At 35.8% G+C, this 19,719-nt stretch carries 18 protein-coding genes; 14 read left to right on the forward strand and 4 right to left on the reverse strand.

All coding sequences use genetic code 11. The features are described 5' to 3' along the window. Window positions 1–330 precede the first annotated feature (330 nt). From ACQV2R_RS06890 to ACQV2R_RS06900, 3 genes are all read right to left on the reverse strand, one after another. Complete coding sequence (locus ACQV2R_RS06890) at window positions 331–1,941, reverse strand: hypothetical protein (RefSeq protein ID WP_428891996.1); 1,611 nt, start codon at window positions 1,939–1,941, stop codon at window positions 331–333. Beyond that, entirely contained in the window at window positions 1,934–2,629 is a 696-nt protein-coding gene (locus tag ACQV2R_RS06895; protein ID WP_428874104.1) for an ATP-binding cassette domain-containing protein, read from the reverse strand. The genes ACQV2R_RS06890 and ACQV2R_RS06895 overlap by 8 nt, the downstream gene beginning before the upstream one ends. 228 nt (window positions 2,630–2,857) lie before the next feature. Next, window positions 2,858–3,445 carry a TetR/AcrR family transcriptional regulator C-terminal domain-containing protein gene (locus ACQV2R_RS06900; RefSeq protein ID WP_428874105.1) on the reverse strand — a complete coding sequence of 196 codons (588 nt, stop codon included), beginning with the start codon at window positions 3,443–3,445 and terminating at the stop codon, window positions 2,858–2,860. Between the two features lie 164 nt (window positions 3,446–3,609). Here ACQV2R_RS06900 and ACQV2R_RS06905 point away from each other — a divergent pair, with 164 nt between their 5' ends. Next, the gene (locus tag ACQV2R_RS06905; protein WP_428874106.1) at window positions 3,610–5,673 is read left to right on the forward strand and encodes an efflux RND transporter permease subunit; all 2,064 of its coding nucleotides are present in this window, start codon (window positions 3,610–3,612) and stop codon (window positions 5,671–5,673) included. A 2-nt stretch (window positions 5,674–5,675) separates the two neighbouring features. Then, the gene (locus ACQV2R_RS06910; protein WP_428885338.1) at window positions 5,676–7,676 is read left to right on the forward strand and encodes a hypothetical protein; all 2,001 of its coding nucleotides are present in this window, start codon (window positions 5,676–5,678) and stop codon (window positions 7,674–7,676) included. Window positions 7,677–7,852: 176 nt separating this feature from the next. On the opposite strand, the gene ACQV2R_RS06915 is transcribed toward ACQV2R_RS06910, so the two are convergent. Next, window positions 7,853–8,449, reverse strand: coding sequence for a hypothetical protein (locus ACQV2R_RS06915; protein WP_428876443.1), 597 nt, complete (start codon window positions 8,447–8,449; stop codon window positions 7,853–7,855). Window positions 8,450–8,627: 178 nt separating this feature from the next. On the opposite strand from ACQV2R_RS06915, the gene ACQV2R_RS06920 reads away from it, so the two are divergent. The 12 genes from ACQV2R_RS06920 to ACQV2R_RS06975 form a co-directional block, all read left to right on the forward strand. Continuing rightward, window positions 8,628–9,356: a LytR/AlgR family response regulator transcription factor gene (locus ACQV2R_RS06920; protein ID WP_428874109.1), complete on the forward strand. Its 729-nt coding sequence runs from the start codon at window positions 8,628–8,630 to the stop codon at window positions 9,354–9,356. Further along, the gene (locus ACQV2R_RS06925) at window positions 9,349–10,077 is read left to right on the forward strand and encodes a sensor histidine kinase (protein ID WP_428874110.1); all 729 of its coding nucleotides are present in this window, start codon (window positions 9,349–9,351) and stop codon (window positions 10,075–10,077) included. The genes ACQV2R_RS06920 and ACQV2R_RS06925 overlap by 8 nt, the downstream gene beginning before the upstream one ends. A gap of 76 nt (window positions 10,078–10,153) precedes the next feature. Continuing rightward, complete coding sequence (locus ACQV2R_RS06930; RefSeq protein ID WP_428892001.1) at window positions 10,154–11,974, forward strand: ABC transporter ATP-binding protein; 1,821 nt, start codon at window positions 10,154–10,156, stop codon at window positions 11,972–11,974. Further along, complete coding sequence (locus tag ACQV2R_RS06935) at window positions 11,974–13,788, forward strand: ABC transporter ATP-binding protein (RefSeq protein ID WP_428891997.1); 1,815 nt, start codon at window positions 11,974–11,976, stop codon at window positions 13,786–13,788. Before ACQV2R_RS06930 ends, ACQV2R_RS06935 begins: the two co-directional genes overlap by 1 nt. A 492-nt stretch (window positions 13,789–14,280) precedes the next feature. Next, window positions 14,281–14,523 (forward strand): transporter substrate-binding domain-containing protein, encoded by a 243-nt coding sequence (locus ACQV2R_RS06940; RefSeq protein WP_428874120.1) that lies wholly within the window; start codon window positions 14,281–14,283, stop codon window positions 14,521–14,523. Between the two features lie 5 nt (window positions 14,524–14,528). After that, window positions 14,529–14,765, forward strand: coding sequence for a hypothetical protein (locus ACQV2R_RS06945; protein ID WP_428874113.1), 237 nt, complete (start codon window positions 14,529–14,531; stop codon window positions 14,763–14,765). Between the two features lie 219 nt (window positions 14,766–14,984). Then, window positions 14,985–15,308, forward strand: a complete 324-nt coding sequence (locus tag ACQV2R_RS06950; protein ID WP_428891998.1) for a hypothetical protein — start codon at window positions 14,985–14,987, stop codon at window positions 15,306–15,308. Between the two features lie 215 nt (window positions 15,309–15,523). Continuing rightward, window positions 15,524–15,898 (forward strand): hypothetical protein, encoded by a 375-nt coding sequence (locus ACQV2R_RS06955; protein ID WP_428874115.1) that lies wholly within the window; start codon window positions 15,524–15,526, stop codon window positions 15,896–15,898. A 449-nt stretch (window positions 15,899–16,347) separates the two neighbouring features. Then, complete coding sequence (gene glnA, locus ACQV2R_RS06960; protein ID WP_428874116.1) at window positions 16,348–17,688, forward strand: type I glutamate--ammonia ligase; 1,341 nt, start codon at window positions 16,348–16,350, stop codon at window positions 17,686–17,688. A gap of 111 nt (window positions 17,689–17,799) precedes the next feature. Then, window positions 17,800–18,267 carry a GNAT family N-acetyltransferase gene (locus ACQV2R_RS06965; RefSeq protein WP_428891999.1) on the forward strand — a complete coding sequence of 156 codons (468 nt, stop codon included), beginning with the start codon at window positions 17,800–17,802 and terminating at the stop codon, window positions 18,265–18,267. A 4-nt stretch (window positions 18,268–18,271) separates the two neighbouring features. Then, complete coding sequence (locus tag ACQV2R_RS06970; protein ID WP_428875532.1) at window positions 18,272–19,081, forward strand: hypothetical protein; 810 nt, start codon at window positions 18,272–18,274, stop codon at window positions 19,079–19,081. Between the two features lie 133 nt (window positions 19,082–19,214). After that, on the forward strand, window positions 19,215–19,719 hold a 505-nt coding region (locus ACQV2R_RS06975; protein ID WP_428885413.1), incomplete at its 3' end, for a LysM peptidoglycan-binding domain-containing protein.

Raw genomic sequence — 19,719 nt, forward strand, 5'->3', positions numbered from 1 at the left:
GTTAAAGAAGGGTTTTGACTGTAAGCTTTTTCCTTAACCAATGGGGAAAACAAAATCAAATGAATAAAAAGTAGGCAAATACAGACGGATAAATGAAGGTTTGAATAATATAGATGGTCTATGTAGTAGAGTTAAAATAGACTGGGCGATTATTGGATTGAGATTAAATAGCGAGAGAAAATAAAAGCACTCCCCTCAAAGTCATGTGGAATGGATTAGAAGGGAGTGCTATTCGCTGTGAGAAAAAGGTTTATTTATGGACTTTAAACGGTCATTTTATCAGATGGAAATTATTGAAATGATAAATATTTTGCATATTCTTTTGCGTATTTATCTCAGTCTAAAACGTTTGGGTCCAAATAAATATACGATCATTATACCCAAAACAACATACAAGATCACGAATAAGAAAAAGCCGAATACCAAATAGTGAGTATAGGAAGATAATCTAACCATACTAAAATACAAAATATAGAGGACAAAATTGAGAATTCCAGTATAGACAGGGTTTTTTACCTTCATTTGATTGGTAAAGGGTTGAAACATATAATAAGCAAAAAGAAAATGAAAGGTCATAAAGACATACCCACTGATTAAACTGGTGACCATCACTAAAACGCTTTGACTATCGAATAAATCCCAATGATAATAGGTGAATAATAGACCAATTAAAGCGACAATAAATTGTGGACGATTGTACTTAAGCAACTGTTTTGTTCTAAAAACAATAGCAGTAGTTATATTTTCTTTCGCTCGATAAAAATGAAAGCTTAACAGTTTACGGTCCATATAGTAAAAGCTTGTTTTGGTAAAAAACTCACCTAAATACATACTTCTAGCAAGCAGTAATAATATTAATGGAATAAATTGTGAGAGCCCTTTGACATCGGCAGGAGAGAGGGGAACAAAATACTTTACGACATTAAGCATAACAAGAGTGATGCCAATGAAGGCTAATCGAATCAGGATTTTCTTTTTAAAGACTGAACCAATTCGGTCATAAAAAATCTTGTTAATATAGATAATTCCTTGATCATCAGAATAATCATTCTTTCCTATTCGGATATCTTTATCTTCCACTTTTGCGGACTGGCTATCTATTTCATCAACGAATTGTTGGGACTCCAGTAAATCGTTAATACTTAAAGACTTCAAAATAAATTGTTCCAGATAAGTAGTTTTCAAAGTGAAAATAATGGTTAAAACGAGCATTAAAAGACCAGGGGCTAAAAAAATGACCGAGAAAAAGAAGGCATAGTTAAATCCTAAATCGATAAAAGTACCGACTATTGCCAAAAGAAAGCCTACTCCACAAGTGAAAAAAACTAGAAAATTAGCCACTTTTTTGCCGAGAGGATAATTGTTGCGACACAAGTAGAGAAAGATACTTCTAATAAATAATCTTAGTCCAATCGAAAAAATAACAAATGAAAAGCCTTCAAGTAAAGTGATCTTGAAAATAAAAGAAAAGAGGAACATCCCAATACTAAATCCGACGATTTTAGGTCCAAATTTCAAAAGATCATTGGCTAAAGAGTAGGTTCTAGGATTCACTCTAAAAATTTTGATATGCATATATTTATCTTCAGCATTTTCAAAGGCGCTATAAACTTCACTTGCTACTGCCATCATTAGCATCACAATCGATAGATAAAAGGGTCCATAGCTCAAAAACATAATCTCTTCTGATTCGACATACTTATTCGAAAAAGTAGGAAGCAAAAGACCGATAAGCGCGATAAAAATTATATTTGTTACAATGGGTTTTATAATTTGAAAGATTACTGAAAGTGGAGTTCCCCATTTAAGTAAGAATTTAGAGTGGTATAACTTATTCGAAAAGATTTTTCCAATAAGAGGTATTCTTCGCAATTTAAAGATAGCCCCATTATAAAAACTAATCAGCTGGTATTGAATTAAAAAGGTTAATATTTTATTCACCGCTCTTGTCCTCCCTTAACAGTTCAACAATTTTGGATTCGAAATCTTCATCATTTTTTAGGTGTTCAAAGGGCATGCATCTTCCATCACTTAAAATGACTATTTCATCACATAGTTCTTTGGCGAGTTCAAGCATATGCGTAGAGAGAATCAAAATATGGTCTTTTCTTAATTCTTTTAATATTTTCTTTATCTCGGCAGCCATCACAACATCGATGGAAGTCAGCGGTTCATCTAAAAGAATTATTTTTTGTTTACCGATGATAATTGAGAGGAGGGAGAGCTTGGATTTCATCCCATGCGAGTAGTCTTTGATTAAGCGGTGTCTGTCTCCTTCAGAGAACGCCATCAAATCCAAGTAATGATCAGGAGCTTGACCTTCTCCGTTTAAATCATTAAAAAACTTAATATACTCATAGCCTGTTAAGAAATCGGGCAAAAAATTTTCTGAAAATAGCATGCCAACCTGCTCATAGCTGATATCAGAAAGCCTTCCGTTTTCTTCAAGAAAAAAGAGACCACCACTTTGTTCTATTTCGCCATAAATAATATTGAAAAGGGTCGTTTTACCTGCTCCATTTTTCCCTAAAAGACCATATATTTTGCCTGCTTCAAACTCAAAGTTAACGTCTTTTAAGACTTGTGTTTCTTTAAAATCTTTTTTTAAGTGTTTTATTATTAACTTCATCTAATGGGCTCCTTACCTTTAATTAGTTTGAGTACTTTGTACCAGTAAAACTTAAGATAATAAAATCTTATCATACAAATTATTCATTAACGACTAAAAATTGAATGACAAAGGGGCTGATAACTGACGGTTTCGAGTATATTTCTGGCGAGTAAAGATCAAATAACTTTTATTAAGAAAACAAAGCCCCTGAGATCAGTCCAATCTGACTTCAGGGGTTTTTAATAGTTACTGATTAGCAAAGTGTTCATGTGTCCGTTCAAGATCAGGACGTATTCCTTCAAAGAGGGTAATAGAGATGTATTCAATATATTTTTCCTTATCTTTTTTATCCTTGTTGTGTGTCCAATTAGTCAGTAGGGAAGCAAAGGAATCGGTATAAAAGTCAATCAGGAAGTCCTTATAATCTTCAGGAATGACCATCTCTTTTGAAATGTCATCGACAATATTACGCATATTTTCAATGAAGTTATTATAGAAGAATTTTTTCAATTCATCTCTACCTAAGGCATTGATGGCTGAGCTAACTACGTGTTCATTTTCTTCCACATAGTTCATGGCAAAGCGCACCACTTCATCATATTCGGTAAAATAGTCATATTTTTGTATCGGTTCAATCGCTTCATCTTCAAACATCCAGTTGAGTAAATCGTAGATATTAGTAAAATGGTAATAAAATGTTTTGCGGTTGACGCCACAGTCTTCTACAATTTCACGAATCGATATCTTGTCTAAGGCTTTTTTATTCATTAGTTTCTTTAAAGAATCAGCTAAAGCTCTTTTCGTCATTGTTGTTGTAATTCGTTCTTTTTTCATACTTCCTCCTTGAATGAACAATCGGACAAATAATATAAAATGTCTAAAAATAGGCCAACTGTCCTTATATTGAACATTGTCTAATATATCTAGCTCTAATATACTCTAAAAGTAGTCGTTTAACAATCCTATTTAACGACAATATTTTTATTTAAGGAGGAAGTATGGAAAAAGTATTTAGAAAGATATTGCAGCATGACAAGCTTGTCTTGTTCTTTTTTATGATTGGATCTGTAATAAGTCTATTAAGTGTGCCTAGAGTACAGGTGAACTATGATATGAATGATTATCTTCCTTCAGACAGTCCTTCTACGCAAGCTTTATCAATGATGGAGGAAGAGTTTGAAGGTCAAGTCCCTAATGCGCGTTTAATGCTAGAGAACCTAACCATTCCTCAAGCGTTAGCATTTAAGGATAAAATTAGTCAAATTAAAGGAGTGGATGAGGTCCTTTGGTTAGATGACACTGTTAACATAACGGAACCATTGGATCAATATGATCAAGAGCTTGTTGAGGCTTATTATAAAAACCAAAATGCATTGTATTCAATTACTATCGATGAAAGAGAGCGAATAAAAGCGGTTGATGCTCTGCGCGATTTGATAGGAAATAGGGGATATTTGGAGGGAGCGGCGGTTAACACGGCAGTTGCAGCTGAATCCACGGTTGAAGAAATCGGTAAAATCATTAAGGTTACGATTCCAGTTGTCTTAGTTATTTTATTAATTACGACCAATTATTGGTTTGAGCCCCTTATTTTATTGTTAACGATTGGGGTATCAATTCTTTTAAATGCTGGGTCAAACTTGCTTTTTGGTACCATTTCCTTTGTAACCAGCGGTGCTGGCAATATTTTGCTCTTAGCAGTATCGCTTGACTATTCGGTCTTTTTACTCCATCGTTTTGAAGAAAATCGGCAGCTAGGTATGGAAGCTGAGGCAGCGATGGTCAAAGCTTTAAGTCAATCACGTGGTTCGATCGCTTCTAGTGGCTTGACCACCGGCATTAGTTTTGCTGCATTGACCTTAATGCAATTTAAAATTGGCCCTGATTTAGGTATAGCCTTAGCTAAAGGGATTGTGATTAGCTTACTTACTGTTTTTATCTTATTACCAGTCTTGGTTATAAAAACCTACCGTTTAATGGAAAGGACGAAACATCAACCACTTCTACCACAATTTAGAAGATTAGGTAAGGGCGTTACTAAAATGATGTTTCCATTAGTAGTTGTTTTTGCTATTTTGGTAGTTCCTTCTTTTTTAGCGCAAAAGGAAAATAACTACTATTACGGCCCTGAACATATATTTGGACCAGAGACAAAACTGGGTCAAGATTCTGCGAAAATCAAGGAACACTTTGGTCAGTCCAATCGGATGGTTTTAATTGTACCTAAAGGTGAGCAGACTAAAGAAATCGCTCTGAGTAATCAGTTGAAAAAAATTCCTGAGGTCAAGGAGATCATTTCTTATGTAGATACCGTTGGGCCTGAAATCCCTAAAGAGTTTTTAGATGCAGAGACCCTAAAGCTATTAGAATCAGAAAACTATAGTCGAATGATTCTAACAGTTGATTCGGAATATGAAGGAGAAAAATCTTTTAACTTAGTTGAGGAAATACGTGAGGTAGCTGATAAATTCTACCCTCATCAAGCCCATTTGGCGGGAGAAAGTGCGAGTACTTACGACCTAATGGATACCATAACAAAGGATAACTTGAGCGTCAATTTGATCTCAACAGCTGCTGTATTCATTGTTTTAGCCATTAGTTTCAAATCAATAATTATTCCATTCATCTTGGTTTTATCCATCGAAACAGCTGTTTGGATTAACTTAGCCACTCCTTATTTCACTGATCAGGTTCTTTTTTATTTTTCATATTTACTTGTAGGAGCGATTCAATTGGGGGCTACTGTTGATTATGCCATATTGCTGGCAAGAAGATATTTAGAAAACCGTGAAAGGCTTGAGAGAAAAGCAGCCATTATCGAAACGATTTCTAATGTTACGGTTTCAATTATGACATCTGGATCTGCCATTGTTTTAGTAGGGTCACTACTTGGTTATATAACGACCCACGGCATTTTAATGCAATTAGGAAGGCTGCTAGCTAGGGGATCTGTCTTTTCTATTTTAATTGTCCTTTTTGTTTTACCTGGTTTGCTTTATTTATTTGACAAGCCGATTGAAAAATTAACTTATGGTTTAAAATTCGTGAAGGAGGAACACTAAATATGAAGACTCAATTAATCAATAAATTGGTAAGTGGAATAGTTATTATGAATATTTTAAGCAGCAGTTTACCCAATGTTTTGGCAAGGGAAGTGAATTTAGCTAAAGAGGAGGTTGTGTATGGACTGTTAAATTATGACGGAAGTCTTAATGATGCCTATATAGTTAATATTTTTGATCAGGAAGGGGATATTACCGATTACGGTGACTATACTGAGGTTAGAAATATGACATCGGAGACTGAGTTGAAGCTAAAGGAGGGAAAGGTCGACTTTACGAATGGTAAAGATAAGCTGTATTATGAAGGGAAATTAAATAATCAACAACTACCATGGGCAATTTCGATTAAGTATTTACTTAATCAACAAGAAGTAAGCGCTCAAGACTTGGTGGGTCAATCAGGCGATTTGGAAATACAATTAAGGATTAAAGAAAGTGAACAAGTGGATCCTTTCTTTTTTAATAATTATGGTCTTCAGGCTACTTTAGTTTTTGATACTGAAAAAGTAAAAGCTATTCAAGCAGAAGAAGCAACTATCGCTAATGTGGGGAAAAACAAACAATTAACTTATACTGTTTTACCTAAACAAGGTGCCAATTTTTCAATCAAGGCTAAAGTAGAAAATTTTGAAATGGAGCCAATCGCTATTAATGGTATCAATATCAATTTGGGATTTGATTTGGAAGATGCCAACTTGCTTGAAAAAATTGAAGAATTACAAAGTGGTGTTAAGCAAATAGATGAGGGGGCAGGCGAATTAAAAGATGGAGCTTTGCAATTAAGTGAAGGGTCTGGTCAATTAGCAAGTGGTAGTCAGCGTTTAGAAGAAGGAGCTGTCAGGGTAAATAACGGAATTGTCACGCTAAAAAAAGGGATTGAGCAAATGCAAGCCGGATTAGTGGAGCTCGATAGTCATTCCGAAGAATTGAGACAAGGTTCGGATCAATTTAAAGCACTAATCAATGCATCGAATGATCAATTAAGCTTGCTAGCAGAAAAGTTAGGTAAGCTGCAACAATTAAATCAAGCATCGATCGAAATCCAAGCCGGAATAGGGGAGTTAAATAGTGGGATTACCCAATTGAATCAAAGTGTAGGCTATCAGCAATATACAGCAGCTTTAGGTCAGAATGGTTTAGACATGCAGCAATTGCAAGCAGGCAATAATAATGGAATGCAAGCCGTAAACAATTTAAACCTATCCTTATCCAGTGTCGCTTCTCAAATCAGGGCTTCAGAAATTGAGAATAAGGAAGAGCTAGCTGCTCAGCTTGATCAAGTCATTGCTCAGACACAAGCAGCGAATTTGGAACAAGTACTTGCGGCTAACAATGCGATGATTGATGCCACAGCCCAATATTTAGAGACAGTTTCTAGCTCAACTATGCAACTACAAGCAGGTAGTCAAGAGTTGACGACTGCTTATTCAGACTTTCACGCAGCCATTCAAGCAATGGTTAGTACTTCAGATGAGCTAGTAGCTGAACTACCTAAATTAAGTAGCGGTGTGGAAGATTTGGCAGTTAAATATACTCAATTTGATCAAGGACTCGATGATTATACGGGATCTCTTGGAAAGCTTGTGTCCAGTCATCAAGCTATTTTAAATGGTATTAGAAGTTTAAGTGAGGGCAGCGCCTCATTAGTGGAAGGCAGTTCTTCATTAGACGCTAATTTGAATCGATTAGTTAACGCTTCTAATGATTTATATGAGGGCAGCGACAAACTAAAGCAAGGTTCTAATAAGTTTAAGAATAAAACAGCCGGCTTAGATCAAGAAGTAGAGCAAGAAATTGATGCGACTCTTTCTGAACTGACAGGAAATGCCAATCAACCGATTTCTTACGCTTCAAGCAAGAATGGAAAAATCAAGTCCGTGCAGTTTGTCTTGAAGACAGAAAAAATACAAGCAGACAAAGAAGAGCCAGAACTCGAGCGAGAAGAATCGCAACCTTCAGTCTGGGAAAAAATAAAAGATTTATTCCAAAAGAAAGAGGATTAAATAATTCATAAAATATTTATAGTTGTTGAATAATTAGTAGCCTAAAAGCAAAACAGTTCGAATAATCGCTTGAAGGGGTAACTGAGAAGAGGCGATTTGACAAAGATTTAATTTAAAAAATACTAAAACTATAAAAGAAGTTAGACTAAAGTGTCTAACTTTTTTTATAGGAGAGACTATTTTTTCTTAGCATTCAAGTCAATCGACCCAACTAAATAGGAGCGGCAATCAGGATTATTTGATAGCTTCATAATTTCATTATGCGCAAAGGATTGATTAAAATCGTACAGAAAGTCATTGTTTTTAGTTTTGTAGATATTCAATCCATAAAGTAATAAGAAGGGGTTGGGTTGTAAACTTTCCCCCTTAATCATCATTGTAAATAAAGTTAAATGAATAAATAGGTAGGCTAATACAGAAGGCCATGTGAATGACTGAATCATATAGACCGTCGTCACATTGGAAATCAAAAAAGAGACGGGTTGACCATTGATATCGGTGATTTTATCTTTGGTAAAGTCTTCTATATGATATTGGTCTTGCTGAATATAGGCTTTACGGGCGTATTGCTTTTTCAAATGGGCATAGAGCCATCTACTTAAAAGACCTAAAACGAATAGGACCACGAGGACAATCAATATAACATGAAAATGATTGAGCTTGTATTGATCAAAGTTACTATAGAGTATTTTTAACGTGAACAAAATAATTGATAGGGACATGGAGCTGATATAATAGATAATTTGATAAAGTCTTGGTAAGTCTTTTAACATACTATTCCTTTCTTTTGCCAAAGTAACGTACATAGTTAGTAAACCATAATATTTAATAAAATAAGAATGATATGCTTCAATCAAAACAATTACTGTTTAATTTTTAAATGTGTAATCGTTTTTAATATTTTTATGATTATTTGCTATAATAAGAGAAAAATGACGACGGAGGGTAGTTATGCGTATTGTTCAAATAGTCCTAGCAGAGGATGAAGCGATTCAACGAAAAAACATGACGCGGATGATTGAAGCAGCGTGTCAAACACTCCATATCAAGCCGATTATTACTTGTTATGAATCCGCCGAGGCTTTTTTATTTCATTTAGAAGACCATCAAGAATGGCAAATCGCTTTTCTCGATATTGAAATGGCTGAAATCAATGGCATGGAATTAGCCCATCAATTAAAAGAAAAGGCCCCTTATTTAAAAATTATTTTTGCTACGGCTTATGCGGAATATGCTGTGGAAGGCTACCAAGTAGATGCGCTAGATTTTTTGTTAAAGCCGATTAATACAACAGCAATAGAGCGAGCGCTTTCTAAATATCTGCTGATTCAACCGAAATCTGAACGTTTTCTGGTTGTTGAAGACCTGATAGGAAAGCAATATGTCTTGGAACTTGATGATTTGATCCTGGTTGAGGTTAATAAACGTGAGTTGCGGTTAGTGTTATTAGACCAAGAGCTTTTTATAACAGGGGCCTTAGCTCGTTTTAAAGAGGACTTAGACCAACGGTTTGTAGCACCACATCGTTCTTATTTAATTAATTTGAATCATGTTGAGAGTATTGGGAAAGAAGAAGTCATTCTTTCTTCTGGTGCAAAGGTTCCTCTCTCGCGTCGCTCAGTTAAGACAATTCAAAAGGCTTTTATCGAACATTATAAAGGAAGTGCCTTTTATGGTTAAAGCGTTAGTAAGTTTAGTGCTTTTTGTTTTATTGCTGAGTCTGTGGTATATCTACCGTTTAAGACTGGATTTGCGTTTTCATCAAATTCAGCAAAAGGAATTGGATGACTATGCACTGGAAGTCGAGTCAATCTACCGGCAGATGCGGGGTATCCGGCATGATTACCGCAACCATCTTCAAGTCATTCAAGCCTATTTAACCAGTCAAGACTATCAAGCCTTGGATCAGTATCTGCAAGAACTGACGAATGAAATGAATCAGGTGGATACGATTATTCGGACCGGAAATACCTTAATTGATGCCTTGGTTAATACCAAGTTGACTCGGGCTCAAGCAAAGGGAGTCGACGTTCATGCCAATGCAATCGCCCCTAAAAATCTAAGTATTCATTCGACGGATTTAGCCGTTATTTTAGGGAATTTATTAAACAATGCACTTGAAGCAACCATTCATGCAAAGGATAAGCAGCCGGCCTTTATCCGTTTATACATTGCCCCCTTAAAAAACACTTTTTATATCAGCGTTCAAAACTCCATGGCTCAAAGACCCAGACAGAACTTCTTATCTTTAAAAGCGCTCAACCGGCAAGGCTTTGGATTAAAACGGATTGATGCGGCAGTCAATAAAAATCAAGGCATTGTTAATAGACAATGGGAAGAAGGGGTTTTTGCGACAGAAGTTACCTTGCCTTTGCAAAATGACCACTCATGTCAAAATTAGAACCATTGATGCACTTTCTGTTTTGAAGGTGCATTTTCCTTCTATAATATTGTCAAGAAAAGGAGAGGTGATTGCAATGAGAGACCGCACCCATACTTTAAAATTTTTAGTCACTCGTTTGTGGCAATTTGATCAATGTTTTTTCTTTTATTATTTCCTCGATATTGTATTAAGAATTATGACCCCCCTTTATCAACTATTTGTATCGGTCCATCTTATTTCTATATTAATGAAAGAAAGTGACCTCTTATCCTTTTCAAAGCAAGTGTTAGGAGTCATCGGTGGATTAATTGTTTTGGAAGCTTTAAAAACATTTGTATTGACTACCATAGAAAAGCATAGAGTATCATTTCACATACATATGTTTAATGATGTTTTTGCAGAAAGAGCAAGATTGGATTATCCTCTGTTAGTCGGGTCAGATGCCGCTAAACTCTTTGATAATGCGTCACGGTGTTTAGACCATAGTGAGGAAGCATTGGGTGGTATCATTGCGAACTCTGCTGAAGTGATGATTGCCTTGCTATCCGTTTTAATCTACATCAATGTTTTAGCTCAACTGTCTAGTATCTTTCTCTTGTTACTGGTCGTGATGATCAGTGGCTTATTGGTAATCAAGCATTTCCAAAATAAATTATTAAAGGCTAATCGTCCCCTTCATGTCAAGAATAATACGAAGTTTAGCTATTTGAATCATACGATGGGAGATCAACGAGTGGCTAAAGATGTTCGACTCTATTCCATGAGCGCTTGGTTTAAGGACATTTTCGATCAACTTTGGGCAGACTATGAAAGGATTGTGCGCCCTGAGAATAAATGGAAACGGATTGAAGGGCTCTATGTAATGGGCATGCTAGTGATCATGATGGGCCTTGCATATCATCAAAGTGTGCAAGAGATTCGAGCAGGCCAAATGGAGCCGTCAAACTTTTTGATTTATGCGAGCTTGGTAACCATGATGGCAAGCAGTTTAACCAACTTTATTAATGCGAGCGCCACCTTTTTCTTACAAAATGAAAAGTTAATGGCTCTGTATTATTATTTTAACCAGAGACCCGTCTTGAACCACCAGCCGCACGAAGCAATACCACAAGAAATTAAAACAATCGAGTTTCGTAATGTGACCTACACTTATCCGAATGCGAACCGACCGATTATTAACAACTTCAATTTAAAGATTCATGCTAATGAAAAGCTAGCTATCGTGGGTGAAAATGGAGCAGGCAAAACCACTTTAATTAAATTAATGCTAGGACTTTTAAAACCCGATCATGGTGAAGTATTAATCAATGGCATTGATCGAAGTAAATTTGCTATTGAAGATTATTACCGCCTGTTTGCGCCTGTTTTTCAAGATAATTACCTTTTTACGTTTACGATCAAAGACACTATTCTTCAAGGATATGAGGAAGATGCGCTTCGTTACCACCAAGTGCTCAATCAAAGTGGTATGGCTAAAGTGGTGGCCAGTTTGCCTCAGGGCGATCAAACTGCCATTGTTCGTGAAGTAAATAGTGAAGGCATGCAGTTATCCGGTGGGCAATTACAAAAATTAAAGTTAGCGCAAGCTTTATACAAAAAGGCTCCAATATTAGTGCTTGATGAACCGACAGCGGCTCTTGACCCGATTAGTGAGAGTGAAGTCTATCAGAATTATTTAGCCTTTTCGAAAGGGAAGATCGCCCTGTTTATATCCCACCGTCTAGCCTCGACCCAATTTTGTGAGCGAATTATATATTTACATAAGGGGCAAGTAGCAGAAGAGGGAAGTCACAAAGACTTAATGCAAGAAAAGGGCGCTTATTATCATATGTTTGAAACGCAAGCTTATTATTATCGGGAGAAGATCACAGAGCCTGAGAGTGAAGAACTTAGTGAGCAAGGAGGACTAATCTAATGACCAAGCGTCAATTATTTCTAAGAACATTTAAAGATATCTGGCAGTACGGTAAGCAAGGGCTTCTTTATAAGTTAGTAATCAGTATTTTTTCTAGTGCCATTCCTTTCTTAAATTTCATCTACATTGCTCAAATCCTAACTCATTTAGCAGCCAAAGATTTCGACCACGTCTATCAGCTAATTGCTCAATACCTCGTGCTCTTTTTAATTTTAAATACGCTGGTCCATTGGTTAAAACCAATGGTCGACAAAAAACATCAAGCCATACTGCGTAAAATAACGGCTTTACCTAACGAAAAATTACTGGTCATGAATTTCCACTATGCGGATGAGGCGACGATTAAGGAAAAAATCCACCAAATAAACCGTGATCAAATTCAAAATGCTTCCAGTTTCAAAGTTATTTATCATAACACTTACTTATTAGTGGAAGCTCTCGTTCAAATTGTTTTTGCCCTTATTCTTTTAAAGCCTTTGTGGCAATTGGATAAAGGGTATCCTTTCAACTGGTTTCATCCTTATAGTTTAAATGGTATACTCATTGTTCTTATTATAGTAGTCATCACACTTCAGACAATTTGGTCTCAAAAAACCATGCAAGGAGTGGACGAGTTATCCGGTTGGTTACTTAAGACGAATAATGCCTTTAATTATTTGGCTCATAACCTGAGTGAAGTAGAAGCTGGGAAAGAAGTGAGACTGTATCATTTACAAGATAAAATTAAACAGCATACGCAAAGGTATTTGGATGAATATAAGGTGTTTGAGAGAGTGTACTATGGAGGCTTTGGTAAAGTTCGCTTAATCAACAATGTGGGTTCACAACTTGTCACCGGAGCCATTTATTTATTAATTGGGGTACGTGTTATTTCTGGGAATTTATCGGTAGGCTTGGTTGTTCAAATGATTGGAGGGATCAACCAATTGATGGTGTCTTTGATTGAAGCCATGGCGTTTTTAAACATTTTTGCCCAAACAGCTCCCATGCAAAGGTACTATGAATTAATGGATTTACCTGATGAAGAAGCCAAAGGTTCTCTTCCGATTGAAAAAAGACTGGATAATGATTACCAATTGACTGTAAAGAACCTTTCTTTCACTTTCCCAGGTGCTGATCAAGCAACCTTACAGGGTATTACTGAAACGTTTGAAGTGGGCAAACACTATGCGATTGTTGGAGAGAATGGATCCGGTAAGACGACATTCATAAAAGTGTTGATGCGACTTTATGAACCTACTCAAGGAAAAGTTCTATTGAATAAAATTGATGCCGATAAATACGCTTTAAAAGAATTTTACCAATTATTCTCCGTGGTTTTTCAAGATTTCCGGTTGTTAGGACTTTCTATGGCAGAAAATATTGCAGTTCGACCAGATTATGATCGCCATCAAGTAAATAATGCGCTTAGAGAACTAGGTCTGAACGATTTTGTAGAAACGCTTGATAGAGGAATTGAAACATATTTAGGCACGGAGTATGATCCTGAGGGGGTCCATGTTTCTGGTGGGCAGGCTCAAAAAATTGCCATGGCCCGTGCCATATATAAAGATGCGCCAGTTTTTATTCTAGACGAGCCGACGGCAGCCTTAGATCCGGTGGCTGAATTTGAAATTTACCAAAATTTTTCCCAAATTGTAAGGGATAAAACAGCCTTCTATATTTCCCACCGTTTGTCTTCTTGCCGCTTTTGTGATGAAGTTCTCGTTTTTGATCGAGGACGAATTGTTCAAAGAGGTAGTCATGAAAACTTGGTTCACCAAGAAGGTAAATACAAGGAGTTGTGGCAAGCACAAGCACAGTATTATCAGTAAACAGTCACAGACATCTCTTGTTTTTGAGATGTCTGTAGTTGTATAGTTTTCGTTTTAAATAGTTGCCTTAAGTAACTCTTGTTCAGAATGATGGAAGGAAAATGCGTTGAAAAGTTTAGGCCCTGCACCCATCCAAACAGGATAGGAAGCACTATTAGCTGAAAATCGTTCATTGCTCAGAGCGAAGTTGATTTTTATTGGCCTGTTAAAGGTAAATTTATTTTTAATATCTAGTCGCTTAAATTTTTAATATAAAGAGAGTTTTAAGCAATATCATCATTTTAGTATTATAATATAATAACGTAAAACTTTTGATGCTGATTAAGATTCACTATGTAATTATAGGATAAGAAGTGATAATGTGAAAAAATTGTTCAACCACTGATAAAAAAGTGGCCGGTTTTAGCCACACTATTAATGAGTGTAATAATAAGTGGATTTACGGTTAATGCTCAAAATAAATAGCCATCCAACCAAGAAACCTATTCTATTATAACTGCTTCTGATTATGCACCTTTTGAATTTACCGATGATGAAGGTAATCTTAAAGGAATTGACATTGAAATTCTCGAAGCTATAGCTGATGAAGCCGGCTTCAAGATTGATTATAAAATTATGCCTTCTTCTGGCCTGCAAGCCTTAGAAAGTAATCAAGCAGATGGGATGATTGCTGCTATGGGTATAACTATGAAAGAAAAGAGACCTTTGATTTCTCAGACCTTTATTTTGAAGTAGGCTCGATGTTTACAGTGAAAGAAGATTCGAAGATGGTGGGCGATATTTTGGAAGTTATGCCAAATTTAGCAAATGATGGAATGACCATGGTGGTAACCCACGAGATAGGCTTTGCCCGCGAAGTGTCAGACCGAGTGATCTTCGTGGAAGAAGGCTATGTAATTGAAGATGCCGATACCAATCTAATTTTTAAACATCCTGCCAAAGCCAGAACCAAAGAGTTCTTGGATAAGGTGTTATAATCAATTGCGACTCAGTCTAATTATAGGCTGAGTTTTTAATTGTATCTAACTAGTATATTAAGACGTGTACCTTCTTGAAAATAATATTGTTTAGGAAGATTTAAATATGCAACCCTTAGACCAACTCCACAAAACTATTGCAGACCCAATGAATCAAGCGTATAGTAAAAAAGGTGTTCTGTCACCTTATAAATAATGTAAGAGGAAAGATTAGTCATTGTGAAGCAAGCCCCAAGCAAAAACCAGAGGTCTGTCCCCTCTTTTGGAATGATCCCAGTATGTCTGGTCCAAGCCTTTGTTGCTGCGGCAGCAGCTACGGCTATTTTAGAATTTTTAATTGCTTATGGGGTGGAAGAAGTTATAAGTGCGGGCTGCTGTGGGACTTTAGAAGAGATAGCAGAAAATACTTTTTTAACTCCTTTTAAAGCCTTGCGAGACGAAGGGACTTCCTATCATTATCAAGAAGCTACTCGTTTGGTTGAAATGAATCGTCATGCTTTAAAAGCGATTGAACAGGCCCTATCCTACCACCAAATGTATTAATAACTTTGAAGACAGACGGACTCTACCGTAAAAGGAAGGACATGGTGGCTCATCGCAAGGAAGAAGGGTGAACTGTAGTTGAGAAGATGCTTCCTTTGATGATGCTCTCATTCTTTGATGAGATGCTGTGATGAATCTTTGATGAAAGATACTTTCGCCTTTTTAAGACTTACTTTAGCTTGTGATATAATTAAACGAAATAGAGGAGGAATAATATGCAGGTAAAGATTACAAGAAATGCTTATTTTATGGGGGGATTAATGCCCCTAACTGTCTATCAGGATGGCAAGTCAATTGGGAAAATACATACGAATGAGACAATCACTCTTGAGGTAGTAGAAGGTTCAACTATAGTTGTTAAGCAATTAGGGATGAGAAGCAATCCCCTAGAGGTCAAATCGGGTGATTATATAGAGATTTCAGGTAAACCCTGGTTAGGTCTTCTTCAAGTTGTTCTTCTAATTAGTTTTCTTTTTTTATCATATATTTCAGACAATACTTTTAAAATAATTAGTTATTTTATACTACCGATTCTCTATTTTTCCTCCGTATTTTTAATTGAAAATTTTAAGCTGGAGAAAAAGAAATAAAATCATCCTGTAATTTAGGAACTATTTTGCTATTCCATTTATAGATAATGAGAATCTAATGGCATCAATTATGCAGCTGATCGATGATTTATAGGCGAAAAAACAGGCTAATTGAATCATTATCTTGAGCTGTGTTTCAATCCTATTAAGCATAATGCTGATAAAAGTAACTCTAAGTATGAAGTTAAAAAGATCATTAAAAATAAGCGATTTCTAAGTGTCAAACTTCTGACAGCTCCAAGATGTCTTTTCTTATCCCGAGTCCAAATACTTTAGAAGTTTTGAGTAATAACTCCATTTATTTTAAGTCCCCCTTATAGAAAGGAGAAAAATAAGTGGATTTATATTTCTGAACGTTCGGAAATTCAACTTAAGAAACTTTAGATTAAAGTGAAACAAGTCCCAAATAGAGGACTATAATGAGCTTATTCTTAGCTTAGGAGGCAATTATGTCACAAAACAAATGGACACGCGCAGCGATCTTACAGGATATTAAGGAACAAAAGGTTCAATTCATTCGTTTAATGTTTACCGATATTATGGGGAAAATTAAAAACGTAGAAATTCCAGTCTCACAAATCGAAAAAGCTCTTGATAATAATATGACTTTTGATGGTTCCTCCATTGATGGTTTTGTTCGGATAGAAGAAAGTGATATGTATTTGGTACCGGATTATGATTCTTGGTTAGTTTATAATTGGAAAGAAGGAAGCGGTAATGTTGCTTCTTTAATTTGTGATGTGGAAACAGCCCATCGTCAGCCCTTCTCAGGTGATCCGAGAACTAACCTGAAAAGAGTGCTTACTAAAATGCAAAAACTAGGTTTTACTTCATTCAACTTGGGGCCAGAACCAGAATTTTATCTTTTTAAAAATGATGAGAATGGGAATCCCACCATGGAATTAAATGATAAGGGAGGCTATTTTGACTTAGCTCCGATTGATTCAGCAGAAAATACTCGTCGTGATATTGTTTTAGAGTTAGAAGACTTAGGGTTTGAGATTGAAGCCAGTCACCATGAATGCGGACCTGGCCAACACGAAATTGATTGGAAATATTCAGATGCTTTAACAGCTTGTGATAACATTCAAATTTTCAAATTAATTGTTCGCTCAGTAGCCCATCGTCATAATATGCACGCATCCTTTATGCCAAAACCGGTTTATGGTTTGGCAGGTTCAGGTATGCACTTTAATCTGTCTTTGTTTACAGAAGATGGTAATGCTTTTTATGACCCGGAAGGTAAAGAGGGGCTTTCGCAAACAGCTTATTATTTCATTGGTGGTTTAATGAAGTATGCATCAGCTTACACAGCTATTGTGAATCCAACTGTTAATTCATACAAGCGCTTAGTCAGTGGCTATGAAGCGCCTGTTTATATTGCCTGGTCTGGTCAAAACCGTTCACCATTAATTCGCATTCCAGCTGCGCGTGGTAATTCTACTCGTATCGAAGTTAGAAGTGTAGATCCTTCAGCTAATCCTTATTTAGCCTTAGCTTCACTATTAACAGCTGGACTAAAAGGGATTGAGGAGAAAATTACTCCTCCAGCAGAAGTACGTGAAAATATTTATGAAATGGATCAAGAAAAACGTATGCTTAAAGGGATCTATCAGCTCCCAGCTAGTTTAAAAGAGGCTGTGAATGCACTGAAGACCAGTCCAGAAATAATGGAAAGTTTAGGTGAACATATCGCCAGTAACTTTATTCGAGAAAAAACATTGGAATATGAGGATTATTTAAAAAATGTTTCCCAATGGGAACTGGATCGATATTTTGAGACCTATTAATAGAGGTAGAGAAAATAAGGACTTAGCATTCTTTATTGCTTAGTTCTTATTTTATTGTTAAAATCAATAAGTAATTAATAAGAGCGCATCCATTAAAATAGGAGGGCTTAAATGACATGGAAAATAAAACAATTTAATGACTTGAGCACTTACGAACTTTATCAAATATTGCAATTACGGTGCCAAGTATTTGTGGTTGAGCAAAAGTGTCCCTATTTAGACATTGATTATTTAGATATAGAGGCTGATCATTTATTCCTTGAAGAAAATGGGGAAACATTTGCCTATTGTCGATTATTAGCTCCTGGGGTGAGTTTTGAAGAAGCATCAATTGGTCGTGTTTTGGTGAAAGAAGATCAACGGAATCAAGGCTTATCTTATCAAATAATGACTAAAGCTATTGAATTTCTATTTAATCAAAAAAATTATCCTTCGATCAAGCTATCCGGTCAAACTTATTTGATCGATTTTTACAAGGGCTTAGGCTTTCAACCAACTAGTTCAGTTTATCTTGAGGATAATATTGAACACATTGATTTACTGTTAAATAAGAAACTTCATAATGGAGAGAAGGAATGAAAAAATGAAAAAAATGATATTAAGTTTAATTGCAACCGTTGTGCTATTGCCACTAGTCAATCCTATTGATGCTGAGGATGACCAAACAACAGTGGAAGTAACTAGCGAGTATGTATCAAAAAAAGATGACCAAGCAATTATTGAATTTTTACCACAGGCTTATCTTGAAGCTAAGATGGAAGTAAGTGATGAAATTGAAGCCTTTAAAGAAAAATACAGAGAGTTCCGTTTAACGGAAGTCTATCAGGACCTGCTGAAAGAAGACCCGGAAGTTGAGAATTTTACCGGTTATATGTCGGTTGCTTTAAATCAGCTAAACAGTATAGTGGATCAAACTTACCTAGTTTATTTGAGAAACTACCAAGAGCGATTAGCTAAAATCGAACAAGATTTTGAGTTGGGACAATTGCAATTAACAGAAGAAGTTGCCAAGTTTGTTTCGGATTATTCTTTAACAGAGCCTGAGAAAGTAAAAGCTAAAGAATATAGTCAAGAGGAATTATTAACTCATTGGAAAAATTATGCCTATTACCAGCAAACATTAGACTTGGATAAACAAATGGAAAGTTTGTATCAAAAACATTTTGATAATCTTGCTTCATTGCCTGAAGACCAGCAAACTTATGAGGCCAATCGTGATAAAATTCAAGATATGTATCAGGAATTCGTAGATCAATTAGAATTTGCTGACCAAATTAAAAAAAGTGATTTGACTAAGATCAGTGAGTCGCAGGAGACGCTTAGTGATTTATTAGAACAATTAAAAAACATATCGCTTGAGGATGCAATTAAAGAGCAAAAGCTTTTTGAATAAATAGATTTTTATAGCCAGTTTTACTGGCTTTTTTATTACAAATATTACGAATGCGTATTATTCATTATTTTTACACAATGATATGATATACTTTGTAAGTGAAGTCAACCGAATTAATAAAGGAGGATCCATAATGAGACACAAAGCAATCAAGACAAGCCTATTGTCTATTTCAATGTCAGTATTAGCTACAGTAGCAGTTACTCAAATAGATAACTTACCAAGTGTTTATGCCCAAGAAAGTAATTATGCAATCGGTAGTTATACGGTACAGGCCGGCGATGGAGTTTATCGTATCGCGGTTAATCATGGAATGACTATGGATGAGTTGAAGGAATTAAATGGTTTAACTAGCAACCTAATCCATCCAGGAGATGTACTGAAGGTATGGGTGAAGAATGCTCATTCAGTTGTAGAAAATCAGGCAGATATTAAAGAGGAGACAACAGAAACACCTACAACAAAAACAGAAACAAGTCCGACAATTAATCAAAATGTTTCTACTAATCAACCAGCAGTATTTGTATCTCATGCAAAAACTTACACCGTACGTTCAGGCGATTGGTTAGCTAGAATAGCTGACATGCATGGGATTACGGTTGCGCAATTGAAGTCTTGGAATAATCTAAGAAGTGACT

The sequence above is a fragment of the Facklamia sp. P12937 genome (assembly GCF_050409505.1).
In the GTDB taxonomy this organism is placed as follows: Bacteria; Bacillota; Bacilli; order Lactobacillales; family Aerococcaceae; genus Facklamia.